Raw genomic sequence first — 21,902 nt, 5'->3', positions numbered from 1 at the left:
TTTAGTGGTTGATAAATAAAAGATTGCATAAATTGAATTAAAACAAAAATTTACTAAATTAAGTTATAGATGCTAGAAGTTGGCAAATTCTTAGTGTAAGAGAGAAATAGTAGCCCCAAACTGATTTTAGGGTGGGATGGATGTGGGAAAAGTTCCCTGTGTCAAGCTTTCTGGATCGGCATATTCACTCAGGTAGGAAATTTTGAACGCTATTAGTATATAAGTTATGGTGAATTTTAATTTGCAAGCGTCTCATTCTCTTCGGAAAACCAAGACTTTTAACAATCCCGATCGTTTCATTGAGGGGTGGTATTGGGCGATCGCTTCTCGCAATCTTAAGGTGGGGGAGGTTAAGCCTGTAACCCTTTTGGGGAGGGAACTGGCGATTTATCGGGGTGAGGACGGGAAAGCGATCGCTCTCGATGCATATTGCCCCCACATGGGCGCACACCTTGCCGAAGGAAAAGTCGAAGGCAACGGAATTCGCTGTTTTTTCCACAACTGGAAGTATGACCAAGCGGGAAAATGTATCGATATTCCGTGTTTGGAAAAGCCGCTTCCAGCTAAGGTGCAAAGTTGGCCCACGGCGGAAAAGTACGGGATGGTATGGGTTTGGACGGGAGAAACGCCACGACAGCCTTTGCCGTGTCCGCCGGAACTCAAAGACGAAGAATGCGACGGGGCGATCGCGTCTCGCTTCGTGAAGAACTGTCACCCCAACGTGGTGATGATCAACGCTATCGACGCCCAACACTTCAATACCGTTCACAATCTGCCGCTCAAAATTGTGTTTGAGAAGCAGGAAATCGACGAAAACGCGATCGCCTTCAGCAACACCACGCGGGGAGGGGAAGATTCCCTGTTTGTAAAACTAATCCGCCCCTTATACAAAAATGAAGTCACTTATAGTATGTGCTATTGGTACGGCAGCACTGGCACAGTAACCGTTGGGCCAGACTTCCTGCACTTCTACATCATGTTTGCCCTTCGCCTCACCGAAGCCGGAAAAACTGAAGGACAGACTTTATTAATTACTAAGAAGCGTCCCGGTGTTCTCGGCTGGATCTTTAACCGAATCGTGCTTTGGCTGACGAAGATGGTGGGAAATTATTTTGCTAAAGGAGATACCCAAGTTTTCCAAACGATTAAGTTTGACTTTCAGACTCCAACTAAAGAGGACAAGTCGATTATCCAGTTCATTCAGCACGTCGAGAAACAGAAAGCGATCGCCTGGGGAACTTGGCAGATGGCTTTGCCGGACGAACCGGAAAGCAGCGGTAGGGGCGGGTCTTGTGCCCGCCCTGAGCTAGGGATCTCTGCTGTGCCATCCAGCACTCCCTCTTCCTCCCTAACCACGGAGGCGAGATGAAGTCTGTATTGATCGCAGGCTGTTCGTCCGGCTTCGGTCGGGGTATGGTTGATGAGTTTCTCAAGCGAGGTTGGCACGTCATCGGTACGATGCGGAACGCACAACAGCGACGGGAGATCCTCGCAGAGTCGTTAGAAAAGTATAGAGATCGCCTGACTATTCTGAGTCTAGAAATTACCGAACCCAGCCAACGAGATGCCGTAGTTGAAGCAGTTCGGAAAAAAGGTCGGCTGGATTGTTTGGTAAATAATGCAGGCTACAGGTTCTACGGCGCTTTGGAGGATCTTAGCGAGGAGCAAATCCGCCGTCAATTTGAGGTGAATTTCTTCGGTGCGGTGTTCCTGACTCGCGCTTTGCTTCCGTTGATTCGGGAAGCGCAGGGAACCCTAATTTTTATCTCCTCCACTTTCGGCTTCACTGGCTTTCCCTTAACCTCGGCTCATTGTGCCAGCAAGTATGCTTTGGAAGGCTTGGCAGAGAGTCTTTATTACGAGCTTGAGTCCCACGGGGTTCGTGTCGCCTTGGTAGAACCTGGAGCCAGCAAGACGACGAACAATGGCAAGAATATGAGCTGGGGGGAAGGAAACTCTGAAACTTATCGAATTCAGACGGACAACTATCGCAGGCTGAATCAGCAAATTATATCAACGGCTCAGGATAATACGCTTCTTGTCGCCAAACGGGTTGCAGACATTGCCGAAGCAAGCGATCGCTTCCTTCGATTTCGGGTCGGTTGGGACGCCCATTTTACCCATATTTATCAACAAATCTTGCCAGATAGATTGCGCCTGCCTTTATCAAAAATGATCTATCGACGGCTGTTTATCGGGAGCAAAAGCCGATGAATCAATACCAAAAAACAGCAGGCTTCGATTTACCCCACATCCAATCTGACGACAAGCTGCGTCGCGTACTCTCCTCAGCCTTGAAGAGTCGGCTGGGTAACGATCCTGTTTCCCCAGAATTTATGAGCGATCGCTATTGGGACGCCGCTCATTTCAATCTTGAGAAGGTGCAGGTTTTCCAAGATTCCAGCCAACAAGAGCAAGGAGAAATCCTGCGCCTTTGCAGTGGCGGACTCATAGAAGAAGCCTATTTCATCGAAAAAGCTGGAGTCGGTTACATGGCAAAAATGGTGCTGCTGGCAGAAACCACTGAGGAGCGGATGCTTTACGCACTCTTCAGCTCCGACGAAGTGGCTCACCTTGCCCAGATTAGTCGCTTTTTGCCTGAAAAAGACCTCGTGGGGACGGAAGACCCTTTCTTGCGCTTCCTGGCAGATTTGGTGGAAACCCAGGATAAAACAGTCCTGCTATTTGTGCTTCAGATAGTGCTAGAGGGTTGGGGACTGAGCCATTATAGAAACCTCGCCAAAGACTGCCTGAATCCTCAGTTGAGTTCGCTATTTGAAGGATTTTTGCAAGACGAGAGCCGTCACCACGGCACCGGAGTCACTCTGTTCAACCAGATGTCCGTCTCCCAAGCAAGCCGAGCAACCATCATCGAAACCCTAGCCCTATTTTTGCAGATGGTTCGGGTAGGACCTCAGAGCGTCGTTTCCGCCATCGAGCAAGTGAAGGGTCATTTGTCCCGCCAGCAGAAGGTAAGCATCTTCGAGGAACTCGACACAGAAATTCATAGCGGAACTCGTCTCAATCTCCTGCGTTCCCTGATGCGGGGAGAAGCAGCGGGAATTATCGTTCAAGAACTAGAAGATCGGGGGGCGTTTCAGCCTTTCCCCGCACAAAAATGCGTATGAACTCAGCTTTTGAACGAAGAAACCTCTCCCCCAACCCCTTCCCTACCAGAGGAGGGGAGAAACAGCGGGAAGTGGACAAACAGCACAAAGCAACATCCGGCTCCCCCTTCCCTCGTAGGGAAGGGGGCTGGGGGGTTAGGTCTTTAAGGTAATTTGATGATGAATGAAACAATTAATGACAACACGCTTCTAGAAAACCCGAAGGTTTATCAGCAACTTCAGATTAACGAACCCAAAGGCAATACGCTTCTAGAAAACCAGAAAGTCTACCGCAAGCTTCAGATCAACCACACGCGCAATAAACAGCAAGATCATACCCAACTGCTCGATGAAGCCGCCGCATCTTTCCGATATGAAGACTGCAAAGATGAGTATTGGAACCCGGAAGAATTTTCGTTACTCTACGGAACTCCGCTGTGGGAACAAGCTAGCCCAAGTCAAAGGATAATCTTAAACCAACTATACTGGGTGGCTTACTATTCGCAGATCGTTTCCGCAGAAATTGCCACGATTTACTTTAATCAGACTAGCGCCGCTGGACTTTACGCCCAGGAGGACTTCCGCCTAGTTTGCGATACGCTCGACTTAGAATCTGCTCAGGAAAGGGCACATATCAGCGCCTTCAGAAAAGTCTCTAGCGAGGTGGAAGCACAGCTTTTTGGCAAGCGCGTCTTCAGCTATCCCATGCGCGGGCCGTTTGCAGAAACAATGATTTTTGCTGACACCAACGCCCTCAAGACGTGGTGGAAAAAGCTCCAACTGCAAAGCTTTGGAATGCTGTCAGCAGGGAATACTTTTCTCGCCTGCCAATACTTCACTGTTCGGGGTATCCGGACGCTAAACGGTAAATTAGTGCAGCATAAGCTTAGCAACTACTACCAAAAGCATCCCAACCCAGAAAACGCCCCGATTCCCTCAAAAATTTCCTTTTATCACTTCATGGATGAGAGCTTTCACTTTAACAGCTCTACGATTCTCTCCCATGATGTGGTGAAGTGCCTGAAACCGCCAACCGCTTTCGAGAAGCTAGTGGCAAACTTGGGGATAAGCGGCTGTCAGCGAGATCACTATCACTTTTCAGTCGCGATTAACGGGATTTTTTGGTACGACCCCGCCCTCTATTCGGCAATTTACGAGGTATTGCGATCGCCTATTTTTGAAATGAGCGATCGCGATGCCAAAGAAATGATGCGACTGTGCTTCACCGAGGAATCCGAAGGACTGCACCATAGCTACAAAACCCGTACAGAAGCGATGGAGTCATACAAAGTTTACCTCGAAAAAGTTGACTACGCTTGGGTAAGTAACCGGCAAATGTCCATCATGGCTGCTAATTCTATTCCTCAATACCTTGCTACTCAAAATAAGGCAATAGGTAATTGGGGCTAGAAAAAACCATTAGCTATTCCCTATTACTGACTTGACAAATAACAGTGCATACTTTCTAATTTTTGATATGAACCAGTTCCAAAATCAAAACACGCAACCCCTATTAAAAATGAAAATATTTAATAATTGGGATGTTGTTGCCAAAGGCTGGTATATTGCTTGTCCTAGCCGAGAAGTTCCTCAAGGTAAGGCAAAATCTTTGGAAATCTGCGGACAAAAAATTGTTATCTTTCGCGGACAAGATGGAAAAGTTCGCGCTTTAGATGCTTATTGTCCTCACCTAGGAACCGATTTAGGAATTGGGCGAGTGGATGGAAATCTTATGCGCTGTTTTTTCCATCATTGGGCATTTGATGGAGAAGGGAATTGTCAAGATATTCCTTGCCAATCAGCAATACCCGAAAAAGCTCGCCTTCAATCTTACGCTACTGATGAAAAATACGATTTTATTTGGGTGTATCCAGATTCAAAAGCACCGGAAGGTGTGGCAGAATTTGATGAACTTAAAGGCAAATCAATTGTAACAATACACGACAAAGCATTTGAGCGGAGTTGTCATCATCACATTTGTATGATGAATGGCATTGATGCTCAACATTTGCAAACTGTTCACAAAGTAGACATCAATATGAATCTATCATTGCGTCAGAATCAATCTGGCAATGTGATAGATTTTACTCTTCAAGGCGAGTTTCCTAAAACTACTCGTAGAGAACGGCTTGGACGAAAAATTCTCGGCGATACTTATGAGTATTCTATGAGGTATGCCGATGGCTGCATGGGACTTTTGACTATGATGAAGAATGTTCGGCTTCTTCCTTCACTGCACATGATTTATGCCTATACTCCGGTTGCACTTGGAAGAACCCGCATCCAACCGATTTATGTAGCAGAGAAAAGAAAAGGAATGTTTGGGTGGTTGGTGACGCAACTATTACTTTTATTCACTCGACTGGGATATTATGCTTTGAAAGGGGAAGATGGACAAATTTATGACAATATTCGCTATAATCCCATTGCAATTCTGAGTATTGATACGCCATTAGTTAAGTATATGCATTATGTGAATCAACTTGAACTTTCTGTATGGTCTAAGGAGTTTAATAATACAAAATAGATATAAAAGTTCTATTTTAGTAATGAAAAAAATGCTCTATGTGTAGGTTGGGTTGAGGCACGAAACCCAACATTGTCAGCAATCGGCAAGCGTTGGGTTTCACTTTGTTCAACCCAACCTACAAATTGAATAAGATTTTTTTACGAACCGCCAAGGACGCAAAGTACGCGAAGAAAGAGGAAGAAGAGGTGTAGGTTGGGTTGAGGCACGAAACCCAACATTGTCAGCAATCGGCAAGCGTTGGGTTTCACTTTGTTCAACCCAACCTACAAATTGAATGAGTTTTGAAATCTTTAACAAAAGTTTTTTGTTGCTGGATTTTTAATTACAAGTTTTTAATTAAATATGAATGAGCAATGCTGTGTCGTCTCGTTTCCAGGGACTGATTATTCTACCCTAACCCTGGAGAAGCACTCTAATCTTTCGGAGCATCTGACGGTACAAAATTCTCCGGTACTCTTTGGATGCCGTACCGGAATTTGTGGGACGTGTCTTGTAGTTGTAAAAGGTAATATTCCTCCTCCCAGTGAAGATGAAAAAGAGGTATTGGAAACTCTAGCGTCAGGAAATAATCAAGTGAGGTTAGCTTGTCAGTTGGATCTCAGCAGCGACATTGAAATTGCTGCTTTTGATAATGAAGAATGAAGCCAAAAAATCTTCTATTTCTTATTCTTAATTTTTAATTTATTGCGGAGGATTAGTGAAATTTGAAGATTTCTGGTATGTTGTGGCACTCAGCGAACATCTGAAGCCGAATACTGTGCTAGAACGCACGGTTTTGGGGGAATGGCTGGCAGTTTTTCGAGGAGACGACGGAAAGCCGGTGGCGTTGCGCGATCGCTGTATGCACAGAAACAGCCGTCTCTCTAAAGGAAAAGTCTGTCGGGGAACACTCCAGTGTCCTTACCACGGTTGGGTTTACGACAAAACTGGGAAGGTGGTGGCTGTCCCCGCCGAGGGAGAAGACTTTAAGGCGACTCATGCTCGTCGCACTAAGCATTATGACACTAGAGAGCAGGATGGCTACGTGTATGTGAGGCTGGCGGAAAAGCCGAGTGAGGAGTTTGAGCCTTTTAAAATGCCTTACTACGGAAAGCCTGGATGGGAGACGGTGCGAGTCATCAACCGTTTCCGGAACAACGTTACCAACTGTGCGGAAAACTTTATTGACATTCCTCACACCGCCTCGGTTCATCCTGGGGTATTCCGCACTTCTCGCAAGCAAAAGCTGGAAATGACGGTTGAGAGGCGAAATGGCTCAGTTTTCGCAGAATACCGCAACGAAACGACAAACCTCGGCTGGTACACCTGCTTTCTGAATCGGAAAGGTTACGAGATCCGGCACACGGATAGCTTTCATATGCCCAACGTTACCAGCGTGGAATACGATATGGCAACCAAAAGAAGGCTTTTTATTACTAGCCAATCGATTCCGGAAGCGGAGGACTCTACTCTCGTTTATACCGACGTAACTTTTAACTACGGCATTTGGAACAAGATGGCGCGTCCGTTTGTTCGCTGGACTGCCCAATATATTATCCACCAGGATGTGGAGGCGCTTGGTATCCAACAGGAGGTAATTGAAAAGTACGGTACCCAGTTTGCCAATACACCAGCTGACACAATCCACGTCCTGGTTGAATCTATTCGGAGCAAGATTGAAGCAGGAGAAGATCCTAGAACTCTCTGCGATCAGTCTGTTCAAGTAACCTTCTGGGTTTAATTCGATTTTGGATTTTGGTTTTAAATGACCTAACCCCCTAACCCCCTTCCCTGCGAGGGAAGGGGGAGAAGTCAAAATCTAGGTGGCGAATAACCGATCGCACTAAGGATTTTGGATTTTGGATTGGGAACTATTAGAAAGTAAGTGACTTTCTTCGGAAATCATATCAAATTCGGTTGATGACACCCAATTACAGAAGAACCTCTCCCCGCCTTCCTTCCCCCCTCTCCGTTAACGGAGAGGGGTTGGGGGTGAGGTTCTAAATGATGACGATTCAAACGAATTCAATATCAGGCAACATTCCCTAAATTGAGCTATTAGCGATGGGAGTATTCTTCACTTTTGCGATCTTAATGACACTGACTGTGGCAAATGACCGCAGTTTTGCTGCTTTGCAAACGAGAACCTACGAGGACTGGATTTTAGATGCTGTTGGTCTATTTTTTCAGGGTGTTCTCATCCCGATTCTTCAGCTCACAGTGGTCTACCAACTTTGCCACTATCTTTTACCAAGCGATCGCGCCTTGCTTGTGCCTCCAGTTGTGGCATTCTTTCTGAGCTTCGTGTTTGTGGATTACATCTACTACTGGAACCATCGCCTGCTACATAGTCGGTGGCTCTGGCGTCTCCACGTAGTTCATCATACCAGCACGGAAATGAATGTCTTGTCTACTTCCAGAAATACTCTGTGGACGAGTTTTTTGATTATTTACTTGTGGGTTCACGCTCTATTTATTTATCTGCTGCAAGATCCCACTTGGTACATCGCCGGTGTTAGTCTTAGCTCAGCTCTAGACTTGTGGCGTCACAGCACCATAACTCCGATACCAAACTCCTGGCTGTATCGCTGGCTATCGACTTTGCTGATAGTACCCCAAGATCATGCTTGGCACCATGCGAGCAGCTCAGTTTGCGGTAACTACGGAGCGAATTTTAAGCTTTGGGATCGGATGCACGGAACGTATTACAAAAGCGATCGCTTCCCTGATTCTTTGGGTGTCAAAATCAACCTCACCTTAACTCAAAAGCTAGTATGGCCTTGGAAGAATTAAAAATTAAAAATGAAGAACCCAATTTTTTAATTTTGCATTTTTAATTTGACTATGACTTTCTTCAGCATAATCCTCTCTTGTTTTCCCGCCTTAGTTATCCTGATAGCGATCGCGTCCTTCCTCTGGATATGCGTTTCACCAGGAATCTTTAGCATCTCGGCTTTTTTCCTTTCTCTGTACGGGTTTCCCCTCTTGGTGTATCGCATCCACGAGCGTTTTTACCCAGTCGAGGAAGGTATCAGCTATCTAGGCAGCAAAGAGTATTCACCCTGGTGGGGAAGTTACCAAATCCAAGTTATTTACATTGCGTTTCCAGCGCTAGAAACGTTGTTACGCCTGATTCCCGGTGCTTTTTCCTTATGGCTGAGACTGTGGGGAGCCAAGGTTGGTAAAGGCGTCTACTGGACACCGCAGTTAGAAATTGCCGATCGCGGATTAATCGAGATAGGCGATCGCGCAGTTTTCGGTCACGGGATTGGCATCTACTCCCACATTATCAAACCCAGAAAACACGACTTGATGCTGTATGTCAAGAAGGTGAAAATTGGCAGCAACGTCTTCCTAGGAGCCTGGAACCACATTGGCCCCGGAGTTGTAGTTGAGGAAGGAACCTACGTTCCTGTTGCTACACACATTTATCCCAACAAAAAATTCAAGTAATATCCAACCGAAGAAAACTAACACCCCGCCTCCGGCTCCTCTGTTTACTTCCGGCTCCCCTCTCCGCTTTTCGGAGAGGGGTTGGGGGTGAGGTTCCAAATGATCATCCAAACAGATTTGATATAATGCGCCCTTTTGTCAAGCTTTTCGGACAACTTCTTTCTCCTTACGCCAATCGCTTCTTTCAAGCACTAGAAAATCCCCAAAGAACGCAGCAATCTGTTCAGGAGGAAATTGTATGCCACCTTGCTAAAAGCGAGTATGGCAAATTTTTGGGCATACACTCGGTTGCAGATTGGCATCGCATTCCGATTGTCAACTACGACAACCTTAAAGAGTGGATCGACAGGCAGAAGACAACCCAGCAGCCAATCCTGACGCCAGAATCTATTCTCTTTTACGAGAAGACTTCCGGAAGTAGCGGAGTAGCAAAGTTGATTCCTTACACGAAATCTCTTCGAGCTACCTTTAACCAGATGTTCTGTGTTTGGGCGCATGACCTGATTCAGCATGGCCCAGGGTTTTCTACTGGTAAGATATACTTCTGCATCTCTCCCCGGCTTGATGCTGCAAGTACAAATAGCATTCCAGCCGGATTGGAGGATGATTCGGAGTATCTGGACGAATGGTTAATGTTATTTCTTCGTCCCTTTCTGGTTTCTCCTCCGGGATTGAATCGCCTTCGCAATGCAGAGGAATTCAAAGATAAACTTTCCCAAGCGCTTTTACTCGAAGAAAATCTGGAAGTTATCTCAATTTGGAGTCCGAGTTTCCTCCGCGTACAACTCGACTACATCCAGACGCATCGGGTGCGATTGTGGAAAGAACTCAAAAACAAAATGTCAGCTAAACGTTCTAAACTTCTCTTAGAGCCAGAGATTCCGTGGACGCTGCTTTGGCAAGAATTGAAGCTAATTTCTTGCTGGGATAGTGCTAATGCGGCGGATGGTGCAGGGTTTTTGCGATCGCTCTTTCCCGGTGTCATGGTGCAGGGAAAAGGACTTCTCGCTACCGAAGCACCGATGACAATTCCCCTGATCGAGGCACAGGGATGCGTCCCGATGCTCGATGAGGTGTTCTTTGAGTTGGAGGATGGAGACGGGAAAATTCACCGACTCCACGAGATTGTGGCGGGGATTGACTACGAGATAATTATTTCTCAGAAAGGGGGATTGTACCGCTACCGAATTGGCGATCGCGTGCGCGTCAGCCACTTTTATAAAGGAACGCCATGTCTGGAATTTTTGGGAAGAAATCAGGCGACAAGCGATCTGGTGGGTGAGAAGCTGCATTCTGAGTTCGTGCGCTCTGTCATTGAGGATTTGGCGCTAGAAGGAACGTTTTTCAAAAGTTTGGTGCCTTCCAGAAAGCCAGTGGATCGTTATATCCTTTTGCTCGATACAGCCAAGGAGTCACCTGATGCGATCGCGCAACGATTAGATGATGCTTTGATGCGATCGCACCACTATCGCCAAGCTCGACTCTTAGGACAGTTGTCTCCGGCGCGGGTGTTGGTGTCAAGACAAATCCCGGAAATTCTCACCCTATACGGGATGAGAGCTGGCAAGAAATGGGGAGACTTAAAACATCCCCTGTTAGCGATCGCACCCCTTGAGGAAGAATTGCTCGCCGAGCTAGAAAAAGTCTCTTAGAACAGTTGTTTTCGCTGACTTATTATCGGTTCCGAAGCGCTAACAATTTCACCAGAACTGACATCTTCTCTAAATATTTTGAGTCAGTAGTTCCATACAAACAGGACTTACGCAAAGCTTATACATATAGCGTTTTGTAGGGGCAATCCCCCTGTGGTTGCCCTCAGATGTGGTGATGTGCGGCGAGTCCATACAAAGAGAGGAAAAACCGAGTACTTATACATGCGCTACGCGATCGCGCCCCTCTCTTTTGGCTGCATAAAGTGCTGCATCAGCCGCATTAATCAGATGTTGCGGCGACAATTTTAAATTGGGTACACTACCAGCTACGCCTAAACTGACAGTTACATAGCCGCACACATTAGACTGGCTGTGGGGAATCGCCAAGTTACTGATTGCCTGTCGAATCGCCTCCGCTACGAAAACAGCTCCTTGGATATCAGTATTGGGCAGAATTACGGCAAATTCCTCCCCACCATATCGCGCGACTAAATCTGCTGGACGCCGGACAACACTTTTAATCGCACTAGCCACCTGGCGCAAACAATCATCCCCTGCCAGATGACCGTAAGCATCGTTGTAGCGTTTGAAAAAATCTACATCTAACAAAATCAAAGACAGCGGCGCTTGTTCGCGTTTTAGGCGCTTCCAATTAGTATTCAGACACTCATCAAATCGGCGACGATTCGCAATCTGAGTTAAGCCGTCTAGGTTAGCGAGTTGCCGGAGTTCCCGATTGGCAGACTGCACATATTGGTAGAGTTGGGATTGATGAATCGCGATCGCCACCTGATTTGCCAACTGATGCAATAAATTCACTTCAAATGCCTGCCACTCACGAGGAGCAGCACACTGGTGAGCAATCAGTAACCCCCACAGACGATCTTCTTTCAAAACCGGCATTGCTACAGCAGCTTTGACCTGATAGCGTTGTAAAAACTCAATCGCATCGGCTGTAAAATTAAACTTTTCAATGTCGTACAAAACTATCGGTAATCCCTGAGAAAAAGCGCTAAAACATTCTTGCATCCAAAATGGATTCGCAGTTTGTCCTAACATTTGAGGGTAGTTTTTACCGACTGATTCTGCCACGAAGGTGCCGTTACCGTTAGCTCCGAACTGGTAGATAGCCACCCGATCCGAAAGCAAACAGTGTCGAATGTTGTTGACTGTTACATCCAGAATCTCGTCTAAATTCAGCGATTGGCGAATTTGTTGAGTAACTTCGGCAATTAGCCGTTCCTGTGCTGCCTGTTGTCGCAGCACTTCCTCTGTTTTTTTGCGCTGAATCATCGACCCTAATTGGGTAGCGACTGCATTAACGAGTTGGAGCGATCGCTCATCCGGTTTCATTTCCTGTTTATGGAAAAATATCAAAACTGCCAGCACTTGATGGTCGAATGTAATCGGAATTCCTAAGATCCCTTTAAGTCCCATTTGTGCGGCAATTTGAGCGCGAACAACAACGGTCGAGTTCTCCTGCGTCATGTCTGCAATCCATTCCACTTGTTGGGACACCCAAACTCGTCCCGCCAATCCCTCCCCCAGAGCAAAGCGAAACGCCTCACTCTGGCGTCGAAATTTATCAAAACGGACGTCCCCGTACCAACATCGACGATATTCAAGTAAAGTCCCCTCCGAGGAAGGCATCCACGCTTCACCCAGCTCCCAACCGAGGTTTTGACAAATATTGCTCAAAATCACTTCTAATGCTTCTTCTACATCAGCAGCAGAACTAATTGCTTGAGTCGTAGTCAGTAAGAGTTGTAACTGTGTATTCTGAGTTTGCAGCTGCAACTGAAACCGACGCAGCCGCAATTGATGTTCAATTCGCACCAAAACCTCAAGTGGCTCAATCGGTTTTGTGATGAAATCTACTCCCCCTACTGTAAAAGCATTCACCTTATCAAAGGCTGCATCCAAAGCACTGATGAAAATAACCGGGATGCTACAGGTTTGGTCTGAGGCTTTCAATTGTCGGCAAACTTCATACCCATCCATGTCCGGCATTTTGATATCAAGCAAAATCAAATCGGCAGGGCTTGCCTGAACCGATTGCAGCGCTAGCTTACCACTCAGTGCAACACGCACTTTATATCCATGAGTTGACAAAATTTGAGTTAACAAACTAACATTTGCTGGTGTATCGTCAACTACCAGTATTTTTTCTTTTAATGTCAAATCTTGACGCCGATGCATAAAGTGGTTTTATAGTTATTTTTGACCGAGAAGAAGATAAGTCATCATCTCCCCCTTACCTTTTATTAAAATAGTCCCTCGTTCTTGGAAAAGAAACCGTTCCTTTAAACGTTCGTAAACGGCAGCCGTTACCTGAGTCTGACCAGGAATCCCACTTGACTCCATCCGGGAAGCCACATTCACTGTATCTCCCCATAAGTCATAGCTAAATTTGGTTAAACCAATTACTCCAGCGACTACAGGCCCAATATTAATCCCTATACGGAGACGGAAGCTTTCATTAATTTCCGTATTGAATCTAGCTATAAAATTTTGCATATCCAGTCCCATTTGGGCAATTGATGAGGCATGATCCGATCTCGGTATTGGTAGTCCTCCTACTACCATATAGGCATCCCCAATTGTTTTTATTTTTTCTAGACCATGTTGTTTAGACAACTGGTCAAATTCACTAAAAATTTGATTGAGAATTTCTACAAGTTCAGTTGGAGTCTTTCTGGATGCAAAATTAGTAAATCCTACTAAATCAGCAAATAAAACACTAACATCAGAAAAACTATCGGCAATAACTTGCTGATTTTTTTGTAAGCGCTCAGCAATTGGTTTAGGCAATATATTTAATAAGAGTTCTTCGGTTTGTTTTTGAGCGAGTTTTTGCGCTGTAATATCAGAAACAGTTCCTTCGTAGTAGAGAATTTTTCCCTTAGAATCGCGGACTGCACGCGCGTTTTCAGAAATACAAATAATTGTCCCATCCTTGCGGAAAACTTGAGACTCAAATCCAATTACAGCATGATTAGATTCCATTTCCTCTATAAATTCGCGCCGTCGATTCGAGTTAACATAAAGTTGGCGTTCAATATTTTGAATACTGGTTATCAATTCTTCTGGAGATTCATAACCATAAATCTTCGTTAGTGCTAAATTGGCGCTCAAATAACGCCCAGAAGGTGTAGTTTGATAAATTCCTTCTACTGCATTTTCAACAATACTGTGGTAACGTTCTTGAGTAATTCTGAGGATTTCTTCAGTTTGCTTGTGATGAATCAAAGGACCTAATTGGGTAGCCACTGCGGTTACTAAATTAATTGTATGTAAATTCATAGGAACTGAAGTCTTTTTATAAAAAACTAGAATCGCTAATACTCGTTCGTTTAATATAATTGGAACTCCAAAAGCAGAGACTAAACCAGCAGTTACTATTTGCTCGTGTAGAATTAAGGAATCTTTTACTTGTAGAATATCTTGTTCCCATTCTGGCTTTTTAGAAACAAATATTTTACCGGGCAACCCAAGATTAGGAGCCAAGGTAACTGTTATACTTTTATTTTTAAAATCTAAAAAACTAGCGTGGCTAGAAGACCAATTTTGACTGCATTCTAAGATATTATTATCTTCAGTGGGCAACCAAGCTTCGCCATAATCCCATTGAATTGTCATGCCAACTAAGTGCAATACAGCTTTTAACACAGAATGAACGTCATTTTTGCGACTAATTGCTTGAGTTGTTGCTAATAAAAGACGGAGTTCAACTTCTGCTTGTCGCCGTGATTCTAGGTGTTTTTGCAGTAATTTATTTTGCTCTGTTAGTTGCAGTTTTAGTTCGCGAATGCGTAGCTGATTCTCAATTCGTGCTAAAACTTCTAAAGATTCAAAAGGTTTTGTGATATAGTCAACTCCACCAACTGTAAAAGCGTTTATTTTGTTAATCGTTTCATCTAAAGCACTAATAAAAATAACCGGGATCTCGCGAGTATTCTCTGAAGCTTTTAGATATTTGCAAACTTCATATCCATTCATTTCTGGCATATTAACATCGAGCAACATCAAGTCAGGAGGATTTGAATTGCAAGAGCTGATTGCGAGTTTACCGCTGAGCGCAACCCGCACTTTATACCCATGTTGAGATAACATTTGAAAGAGCAGTTTTAAATTTGCAGGATTATCATCAACTACCAATATATTAGTTTTAGATATAGGCGCTTCCATTGGGATTATCAGCCATTTACAGATTGAATTAAGGTCAATAATTGCTCAAACTCGTATTGATTAGCCAATGCCATTAGAGCTTTTGACAATATTTCATTTTGTGGATGCACTTGCTCAATTAGTGTAGTGATTATTTCTAAATCACCCTCAACAAGAGCCTGAGCTAAATTTTCTAACCAATCCTTAGGTAAATCAGCAAGATCGGCGGTATTTAAGGATAGCGGTTCCGGTAATTTTTTTTCAGATGCAGCAGTAATTTCCTCATAAGTAAAGGAGACACCTAAATGTCTCTGGACAGCATTAAAAATATCTTCTTCTCGGAAAGGCTTGCGGATAAAGTCATCACAGCCAGCTTCAATAACAGCTGCTTTATCTTCATTTAAGGAGCTGGCGGTCAGAGCAATAATCGCGGTACGAGAATTTGGTAATCTCTTCTGAAATGAAGGTTTCTGATGCTCCAGCTTTCTAATCTGTTTAGTGGCTTCATAGCCGTCCATTATCGGCATTCGTATATCCATCCAAACTAAATGAGGTGAACTACGTTCCCAGATGTCTAATGCCTCTTTCCCATTAGAAGCTTCGTGTAATTCAAAGCCAAGGGGCTGGAGGAGTTTGAGCAGCAATTGGCGATTAAAATCGCTATCATCTGCGATAAGCATTTGATAGCGAGGTTGCTGGGGAGCGAGTGCAATGATCCGGCGGTTTTGGAGCGGGATTGCAATCTCGCTTGCAGTTATAATACTCGCTTGAATGTCAAATTTGAATGTTGTACCTTGTGGAAATAACGTGCTTGTGTTGTCATTAAATTCCCTAATAGGAGTTCCGGGGGTGAAAGCTTTGCCGCCACTGATGAGGGTCATTTCACCTCCCATTAAATGGACAAATTGACGGCTAATTGTCAATCCTAAGCCAGTTCCTTCTTGCACTTGTTGACCGGCTGCTGTTTGCACGAAAGGTTTGAATACCTTGTCGAGTTCGTCGGTAGCAATACCGGCTCCCGTATCTGAAACTTCAAAGATAATTGAGGAAAGGGGAGAAATAGAAGGGGATTCGGAATTTGTTATCCCCTGTTTCACTTTAACTAATACCGTTCCGGAAGCGGTAAATTTAACGGCGTTACCCAGCAGGTTAATTAGCACTTGACGCAACTTGACTTCATCAGTGCGGAGGTATTGGGGAACATTGGTAGCACAGTCAAATTTTAGGTTTAAGCCCTTTTCTTTAGCTTTCAAAGAAAACATCGCTTCGACATCATTTAGCAAGCTGTAGAGGTCGAAGTTATTTTCATTGAGCGTCATGCGTCCAGCTTCAATTTTGGAGAGATCGAGGACTTGGTTAATCAGTGTAAGCAGGTGTTCTCCACTGCGACGAATGATACTGAGATTTTCTTGCTGTTCTGTTGAAAGATTAGGGGCACGACTCATGAGGTGGGAAAAGCCTAAGATGGCGTTGAGGGGGGTTCGGAGTTCGTGACTCATGTTGGCGAGAAAGATGCTTTTGGCGCGGTTAGCAGCCTCAGCGGCTTCTTTGGCTCGTTCAAGTTCAGCTTCTACTATTTTACGAGTGGTAATATCGACTCCGATTCCCAAAACGCAGACTTGAACGCTTGCAGGTGGATGCAGAGGAATTTTTTGCCATTGAAACCATTTATCCTGGTTACTTGCGCCTGTCACTTTTTCTTCGGGAACAAATAAGGGTTGACCCGTTTCAATGATAGAGCGGGTTTCTTCGAGGAAATGCTCAACATCCTCTAAGAATGGATGAAAGTCTACATCCCGTTTACCCACCAGTTCTTCTACAGTCGTGTTGTAGAGCTTGGCAGCAGCTTTGTTAAGTAGCACAAACCGTCCTTCCCAGTCTTTCACAAAAATACTGTTGGGGTCATTATCAATTACCTTTCGCAGGAACTCTTGTTGCTGTCGGAGAGCTTCTTCAGCAATTTTGCGATCGCTAATATCCAAAAGTACCCCCCGCCAAATTATGCTGCCAGCAGCTTGGGATTCCGGACGAGAGCTGGCTGCCAGCCAACGAGTGCTACCATCTGGGTGGAGATAGCGCCACTCATAATAGAAAGGCGTTAAATTGTTGAGGCTGAGTTTTAGAGCGGCGTTGTAACCAGGGAGGTCTTCTGAGTAGTATCGATCTAGGAGGACTGAGAAATTCCCCATCGCCTCTTGAGCGGAAATACCTAAAAGTTCGCCACACCCTTCGCTGATGTAGTCTAGAAAATGTCTGCCCTCGGCATAGTAAATGTAGGTGAAAACCGCGCCGGGAAGGTTATCGGCAAGACCCCGCAAGCGAGCTTCGTTCTCCCGTAAAGCTTCTTCTATGCGTTTGCGATCGCTAATATCGATGGCATGACCGACGACTCGAAGTGCTTGTCCGTCTGCATCTCGCACAACCACCCCATAATCCAACACATGAGTGTAGCGATCTTCTCGGTGACGGAACCGATATTCAAACATATAATCATTTTGACTAGCGATCGCCTCGGAAAACGTTAGCGAAACCTGCGGCAAATCCTCCGGATGGACGCGCTCAACCCACCACTTACCCGTTAGTCCAGCTTCTTCGGGACGGTATCCGCTCGTTTCATAGAGTCCCTGCGTCCGCAGAACCATATCCTGCTTCAGATCCCAGTCGTAAACATATCCTTTAATTGCCGATGCCGCTAGCAGAAAACGTTCGTTGCTCTCTTTGAGCGCTTGCTCTGCACGTTTGCGCTCGGTGATGTCAATCGCCACACCTCCTACAAGGCGTTCTCCAGAGAGGTTCGCCAGCGGAAACTTGTACACCAGAAAATCCCCGATTGTGCCGTCCTGTCTGGGAGCTTGTTCGATCGCCTCTACTGACTGATTCGTTTGGATGACTTTCCGAATGTTTTGCAGATACTGTTGCGCGAATTCATCAGCATAAAGCTGTGTTACAGTTTTGCCAACTACATAGCCTTCTGGGATTTGGAACATCTGGGAGTAGGTTTTGCTGAAGAAAACAATTCGCCCATTTTCATCCGTGATCCAAGAAGCCGCTGGGCTGTTATCCATGAACCCATGAAAACGGGCTTCGCTTTCTTTTAAGGCGAGTTCTGCCTGTTTGCGAGCCGTAATATTCGCGAATGAAGATACCACTGCATACGGCAGAGATTCGCCAGCCCGAAATAGAGGTTGGGCGTTAATAGAAATCCAGGTTAAGCTACCATCTGGCTTGTAAACTCCCATCACTACATCAGAGCAAGGTTCACCAGTTCGTAGCGTCACCATTGCCGGATGCTCCTCCCCTGGAAAGGGCGAACCATCTTCACGAATGGCTTGCCAGATGGGATCGATAGAAGATCGCCCCATTATTTGCTTGCGGGACAAGCCGAGAATTCGTTTAGCACTAGCGTTACAGGTGCGGATAACGCCGCTCCTATCTTGCAAAACAATGCCCTCTGCCATCGTTGTCACGACTGAACGATAGCGTTCTTCGCTTTCTTGTAAGGCAACTTCTGCAAGCTTGCGTTCTGTGACATCCCGCACGATACAAACCACTTCATCAGCACCGCTTTTCACAATGCGTGCCTCGTAGTTGTGAATGCCATCGGGTTTTTCCAAGTCGTGTTCGTAGGTTTGTCGCTCTCCGGTTTCAACTGCTACCCGAAAACGCTCCAGCAGGTCATTTTTAACCTGTTCGGACATCGGTAAATCCCGTAAGTTTCTGCCAATTAAAGCTTCAGGCGGCATCAGCAAGGCTTCTTCGCCTGTTTTTACGTCTAAATAAGTGCCGTCTATTCGGTGCCGGAACATTGCATCGGGAATCGCGCTCAAAAGCGCCTGCATTCGTTCGTCATTCTGATGCAAGGCTGCTTCTACCTGCTTGCGTTCGGCAATCTCCTGCTCTAGCTGGGCATTGGTTTGGGCTAGTTTAGCAGTGCGCTCTTGTACTTGGCTTTCTAAAGTACGGTTGTAGTCGGCTAGCAGATGTTCTGCTTGCTTGCGCGAGGTGATGTCAACCAGCAAGCCATCCCAAATAATATCGCCGTTGGCTTGCTTTTCTGGGCGGGAAGTGGCTTGCACCCATTTCAAGTGACCGGAAGGCGAGGTAATGCGACCTTCCCAGTACCAAGGCTGCAAGTCTCTAGCAGAAACCAGGATGGTTTCATTTAGCAAAGGCAGGTCATCGGGATGCACCGCGTCCCAAGCAATTTGAGGATTTTGGACGATCGCTTCTGGTTCATATCCATAGATTTCACGAGCGCCAGAACTCATGTAGGTAAACTCAAGGCTGCCGTCTGGATGAAGTATGTATCGATAAATGACACCCGGTACATTTTCCGCGAGATGGCGAAACTTCGCTTCACTTTCCCGCAGCGCGGATAAGGCTTGTTTGCGCTCCAAGTTGGCTATGTGCTGGTATTCCAGACTGCGATAAGCGATAAGCGCAATGGCAGAGCCAGTCATGGCGATTAGCGGGGAAACGACAGGTAGCCACCAGCTTGCTAAAAAAGCTAGGTAACTGCCACCCGTGAGAATTCCCCCGATTAGGCAAATGCTAACCCCATAGACGATCCATCTGGCAGCAAGATTATTTCTGAAGGGGTTGAAGCTAAGTAACGTCCAACTCACTCCACCGCCAATCAAACACCAAACCAAAATCCATAAGGCTTCTTTTGGTTCAGACCAAACATGGATGAAAGGACGACCATCTAAAGCAGCACTCAAAATTTGACTGGTTAAATTGGCATGAATGACTACGCCCGGTAATCGTTTGGGAGTTGCAAAGAGACTACTACTATAAGGGGTGAAGGAAAGGTCATTGAAGCTAGAGCCGATTGCGCCGATTAAGACAATGCGATCGCGTAAAATATTCGGCGGGATGCGGTTCTCTAGAACATCCGTCAGCGATACGGTGGAGAAATTTTCTAACATCCCCCGGTAGTTCAACAAAATCTGGTAGCCACCAGAATTGGCACGAACGTAACCGCCTTCATTTCCCGTAAATGGGGCAAATACAGCTTTACCTAATCGCAATTTATTGGCACCAACGCTCTTGAGGACAATCCCTTCTTTTTCCAGATACATTAAAGCCAGCTTTGCGCCTAAGCTCAGGTGGGTTTTACCATCGGATGTTCTGACAGACAGCAACCCTCGACGTACTTTGCCATCTGCATCTAACACCAAATCGGCGAGTCCCACTTGGTTCAGACGATTCAACGTTGGGGGTGGTGCAACCGGATTTCCTACCGCTTTTTCGACACCCACTAGGTTAGGCGTAGATTCAAATACTTTAACCAGTGCTTGATGACTGGGGGGGACTGGCAAATCTCGGTAAATATCCAAGCCAATGGCTCTGGGTTGCTGAATTTTTAGTTTCGCGATCGCTTCAGCTAACACAGCATCAGAAATAGGCCATCGTCCTACTTTTCCGATATCTGATTCATCAATAGTAATAATTACAATACGCGGATCGATTGGTTCGGGAGGTCGCCAGCGAAAAAATTGATCCAATATAGCCCAGTCAAATATTTGCAGTAAGCCTAAAGAACTTGTAGCAATGACTGTGCAAGCCACAATAGGAACTGTAATCAGTAGCCCGCGCCATTGCCAAATTTGCTTTTTAAGTTTTTGTACCATTAATTTTTAGTATCAAAAATAAGGTGAAGGGGGAAAGGGAAAAGGGGAAAGGCTTCTTTGCCCCTTCCCCTTTACCCGTTACCCTAGTTTAAAAGTGGCTTTGTTGGGTTTCGCTTACACTCTATCCAACCTACGATTTTTATTCATGTTTCAGGAGTTTTGGATAGTCTTTCAGCTTAAATCCTCAAAACTTTCAATTTTCATCTCCATTCCTTTACCCGTTACCCTAGTTTAAAAGTGGCTTTGTTGGGTTTCGCTTACACTCTACCCAACCTACGATTTTTATTCATGTTTCAGGAGTTTTGGATAGTCTTTCAGGTTAAATCCTCAAAACTTTCAATTTTCATCTCCATTCCTTTACCCTAGTTTAAAAGTGGCTTGGTTGCGATCGCTTGTAGCCCAACCGAGTTTAACAATTCCTGCCACGTTGAAGCCAAGGTTGCTTCACTCGGCTCTAAGCGTCTAGCTTCAGCTAAGCTAGCTACGGTATCGTACCAAAGCCCATTTTTTCCATACACAGCAGCACGCTCTAGTAGAGGTTGATTCTGGATCTGGCTCATTAGCTCGGAGGTGAGTCTAACTCGTCGAATTTCTCCTTGTACGCCTGGGATACCAGGTCTGAGTCCTTGTTCGCCAACGATGATAAAAGTCCACCGATAGTTCTTGTCAATTTCTAGAGGTGGCGCATTATCCGGGAGTTTGAAACTAAGAATGCCTTCTTGACTAGAAATCGGGATTTTTGCTTGGTAATGAAAATTATTATTTTCGTCTATTAATCCAAAAAATATTTCCTTAGCAGAAGTTGGAGGTACATAAACCAAGAATGTTGGATGCTCTGCTATTGTTAACCTGGTTGTAGTTGCTGGCACCAGCGGAGTAACACATCCACCGATAGCGATTACCGCTTGAGAACATTCATCGCCACGAGATGCACCTCCTGCCGTGTCATCTGGTTGTCCACTTCCTGGAGGCTCAAAAGTTACGCGAACTATCGAAGTACCGGGTAGAGTTTGAGATTGGTTAACCGGCTCAGATTGGGCGCTCACTTTGGTTAAAAAGCTAGGAACAATAATGAGTCCTAGTGATAGAAAAAATGCAACTAGCGTTAGAGCGCTAAAATATTTTTGCTGTGTCATTTTCTTACATCCTAAAAAAAGGATTTTACTGAGTTTATACTTAATTATTACTGGATAAGACGTAGATTTCTTCCGTGAAAATACTTACTTGTTGTAAAAAGCTCCTCCGAGAACAGTAATCATGTTTATGGACTTTTATAATTTCTATGCTATTTGGCTATTTACAACCCAAAATTTCCGTAGTTTCACACAGATATGAACTCTTGAGACATTTGGGTAACTCTCTGTTGGCTTTATGGGAGCGA

At 45.3% G+C, this 21,902-nt stretch carries 14 protein-coding genes; 10 read left to right on the top strand and 4 right to left on the bottom strand.

The genetic code is table 11. The annotated features are described in order from the left end of the window. The first annotated feature begins 226 nt into the window (after nucleotides 1-226). The 10 genes from ACFW2W_RS21795 to ACFW2W_RS21750 all read left to right on the top strand — a co-directional run bounded on the left by ACFW2W_RS21795 (nucleotide 227) and on the right by ACFW2W_RS21750 (nucleotide 10,721). Nucleotides 227-1,369, top strand: coding sequence for a Rieske 2Fe-2S domain-containing protein (locus ACFW2W_RS21795; protein WP_378183174.1), 1,143 nt, complete (start codon nucleotides 227-229; stop codon nucleotides 1,367-1,369). Then, a complete protein-coding gene (locus ACFW2W_RS21790; protein WP_378183171.1) occupies nucleotides 1,366-2,214 on the top strand; it encodes an SDR family oxidoreductase in 849 nt (282 codons plus the stop codon). Before ACFW2W_RS21795 ends, ACFW2W_RS21790 begins: the two co-directional genes overlap by 4 nt. Beyond that, on the top strand, nucleotides 2,211-3,128 hold the full coding sequence (locus ACFW2W_RS21785; RefSeq protein ID WP_378183168.1) for a ferritin-like domain-containing protein: 918 nt from the start codon (nucleotides 2,211-2,213) through the stop codon (nucleotides 3,126-3,128). Before ACFW2W_RS21790 ends, ACFW2W_RS21785 begins: the two co-directional genes overlap by 4 nt. Before the next feature lie 156 nt (nucleotides 3,129-3,284). After that, nucleotides 3,285-4,517 carry a P-aminobenzoate N-oxygenase AurF gene (locus ACFW2W_RS21780; RefSeq protein WP_378183165.1) on the top strand — a complete coding sequence of 411 codons (1,233 nt, stop codon included), beginning with the start codon at nucleotides 3,285-3,287 and terminating at the stop codon, nucleotides 4,515-4,517. Nucleotides 4,518-4,584: 67 nt separating this feature from the next. Further along, nucleotides 4,585-5,634, top strand: coding sequence for a Rieske 2Fe-2S domain-containing protein (locus tag ACFW2W_RS21775; protein WP_378183162.1), 1,050 nt, complete (start codon nucleotides 4,585-4,587; stop codon nucleotides 5,632-5,634). 345 nt (nucleotides 5,635-5,979) lie between these two features. After that, nucleotides 5,980-6,279 (top strand): 2Fe-2S iron-sulfur cluster-binding protein, encoded by a 300-nt coding sequence (locus ACFW2W_RS21770; RefSeq protein WP_378183159.1) that lies wholly within the window; start codon nucleotides 5,980-5,982, stop codon nucleotides 6,277-6,279. A gap of 55 nt (nucleotides 6,280-6,334) precedes the next feature. Further along, on the top strand, nucleotides 6,335-7,357 hold the full coding sequence (locus tag ACFW2W_RS21765) for a Rieske 2Fe-2S domain-containing protein (RefSeq protein ID WP_378183156.1): 1,023 nt from the start codon (nucleotides 6,335-6,337) through the stop codon (nucleotides 7,355-7,357). A 323-nt stretch (nucleotides 7,358-7,680) separates the two neighbouring features. Beyond that, the gene (locus ACFW2W_RS21760) at nucleotides 7,681-8,409 is read left to right on the top strand and encodes a sterol desaturase family protein (protein ID WP_378183153.1); all 729 of its coding nucleotides are present in this window, start codon (nucleotides 7,681-7,683) and stop codon (nucleotides 8,407-8,409) included. Between the two features lie 51 nt (nucleotides 8,410-8,460). Then, nucleotides 8,461-9,069: an acyl transferase gene (locus ACFW2W_RS21755; RefSeq protein ID WP_378183150.1), complete on the top strand. Its 609-nt coding sequence runs from the start codon at nucleotides 8,461-8,463 to the stop codon at nucleotides 9,067-9,069. A gap of 125 nt (nucleotides 9,070-9,194) precedes the next feature. Beyond that, complete coding sequence (locus ACFW2W_RS21750) at nucleotides 9,195-10,721, top strand: GH3 auxin-responsive promoter family protein (protein ID WP_378183147.1); 1,527 nt, start codon at nucleotides 9,195-9,197, stop codon at nucleotides 10,719-10,721. A 216-nt stretch (nucleotides 10,722-10,937) separates the two neighbouring features. On the opposite strand, the gene ACFW2W_RS21745 is transcribed toward ACFW2W_RS21750, so the two are convergent. The 4 genes from ACFW2W_RS21745 to ACFW2W_RS21730 all read right to left on the bottom strand — a co-directional run bounded on the left by ACFW2W_RS21745 (nucleotide 10,938) and on the right by ACFW2W_RS21730 (nucleotide 21,657). Continuing rightward, nucleotides 10,938-12,920 (bottom strand): diguanylate cyclase domain-containing protein, encoded by a 1,983-nt coding sequence (locus ACFW2W_RS21745; protein WP_378183144.1) that lies wholly within the window; start codon nucleotides 12,918-12,920, stop codon nucleotides 10,938-10,940. A 15-nt stretch (nucleotides 12,921-12,935) separates the two neighbouring features. Next, on the bottom strand, nucleotides 12,936-14,909 hold the full coding sequence (locus ACFW2W_RS21740; RefSeq protein ID WP_378183141.1) for an adenylate/guanylate cyclase domain-containing protein: 1,974 nt from the start codon (nucleotides 14,907-14,909) through the stop codon (nucleotides 12,936-12,938). Between the two features lie 8 nt (nucleotides 14,910-14,917). After that, nucleotides 14,918-20,521 carry a PAS domain S-box protein gene (locus ACFW2W_RS21735; RefSeq protein WP_378183138.1) on the bottom strand — a complete coding sequence of 1,868 codons (5,604 nt, stop codon included), beginning with the start codon at nucleotides 20,519-20,521 and terminating at the stop codon, nucleotides 14,918-14,920. A gap of 362 nt (nucleotides 20,522-20,883) precedes the next feature. Continuing rightward, complete coding sequence (locus ACFW2W_RS21730; RefSeq protein WP_378183134.1) at nucleotides 20,884-21,657, bottom strand: DUF928 domain-containing protein; 774 nt, start codon at nucleotides 21,655-21,657, stop codon at nucleotides 20,884-20,886. Nucleotides 21,658-21,902: the final 245 nt, after the last annotated feature.

Source organism: Coleofasciculus sp. H7-2, from assembly GCF_042747725.1.
In the GTDB taxonomy this organism is placed as follows: Bacteria; Cyanobacteriota; Cyanobacteriia; order Cyanobacteriales; family FACHB-T130; genus FACHB-T130.
This window is presented reverse-complemented; position numbering and strand designations above follow the sequence as displayed.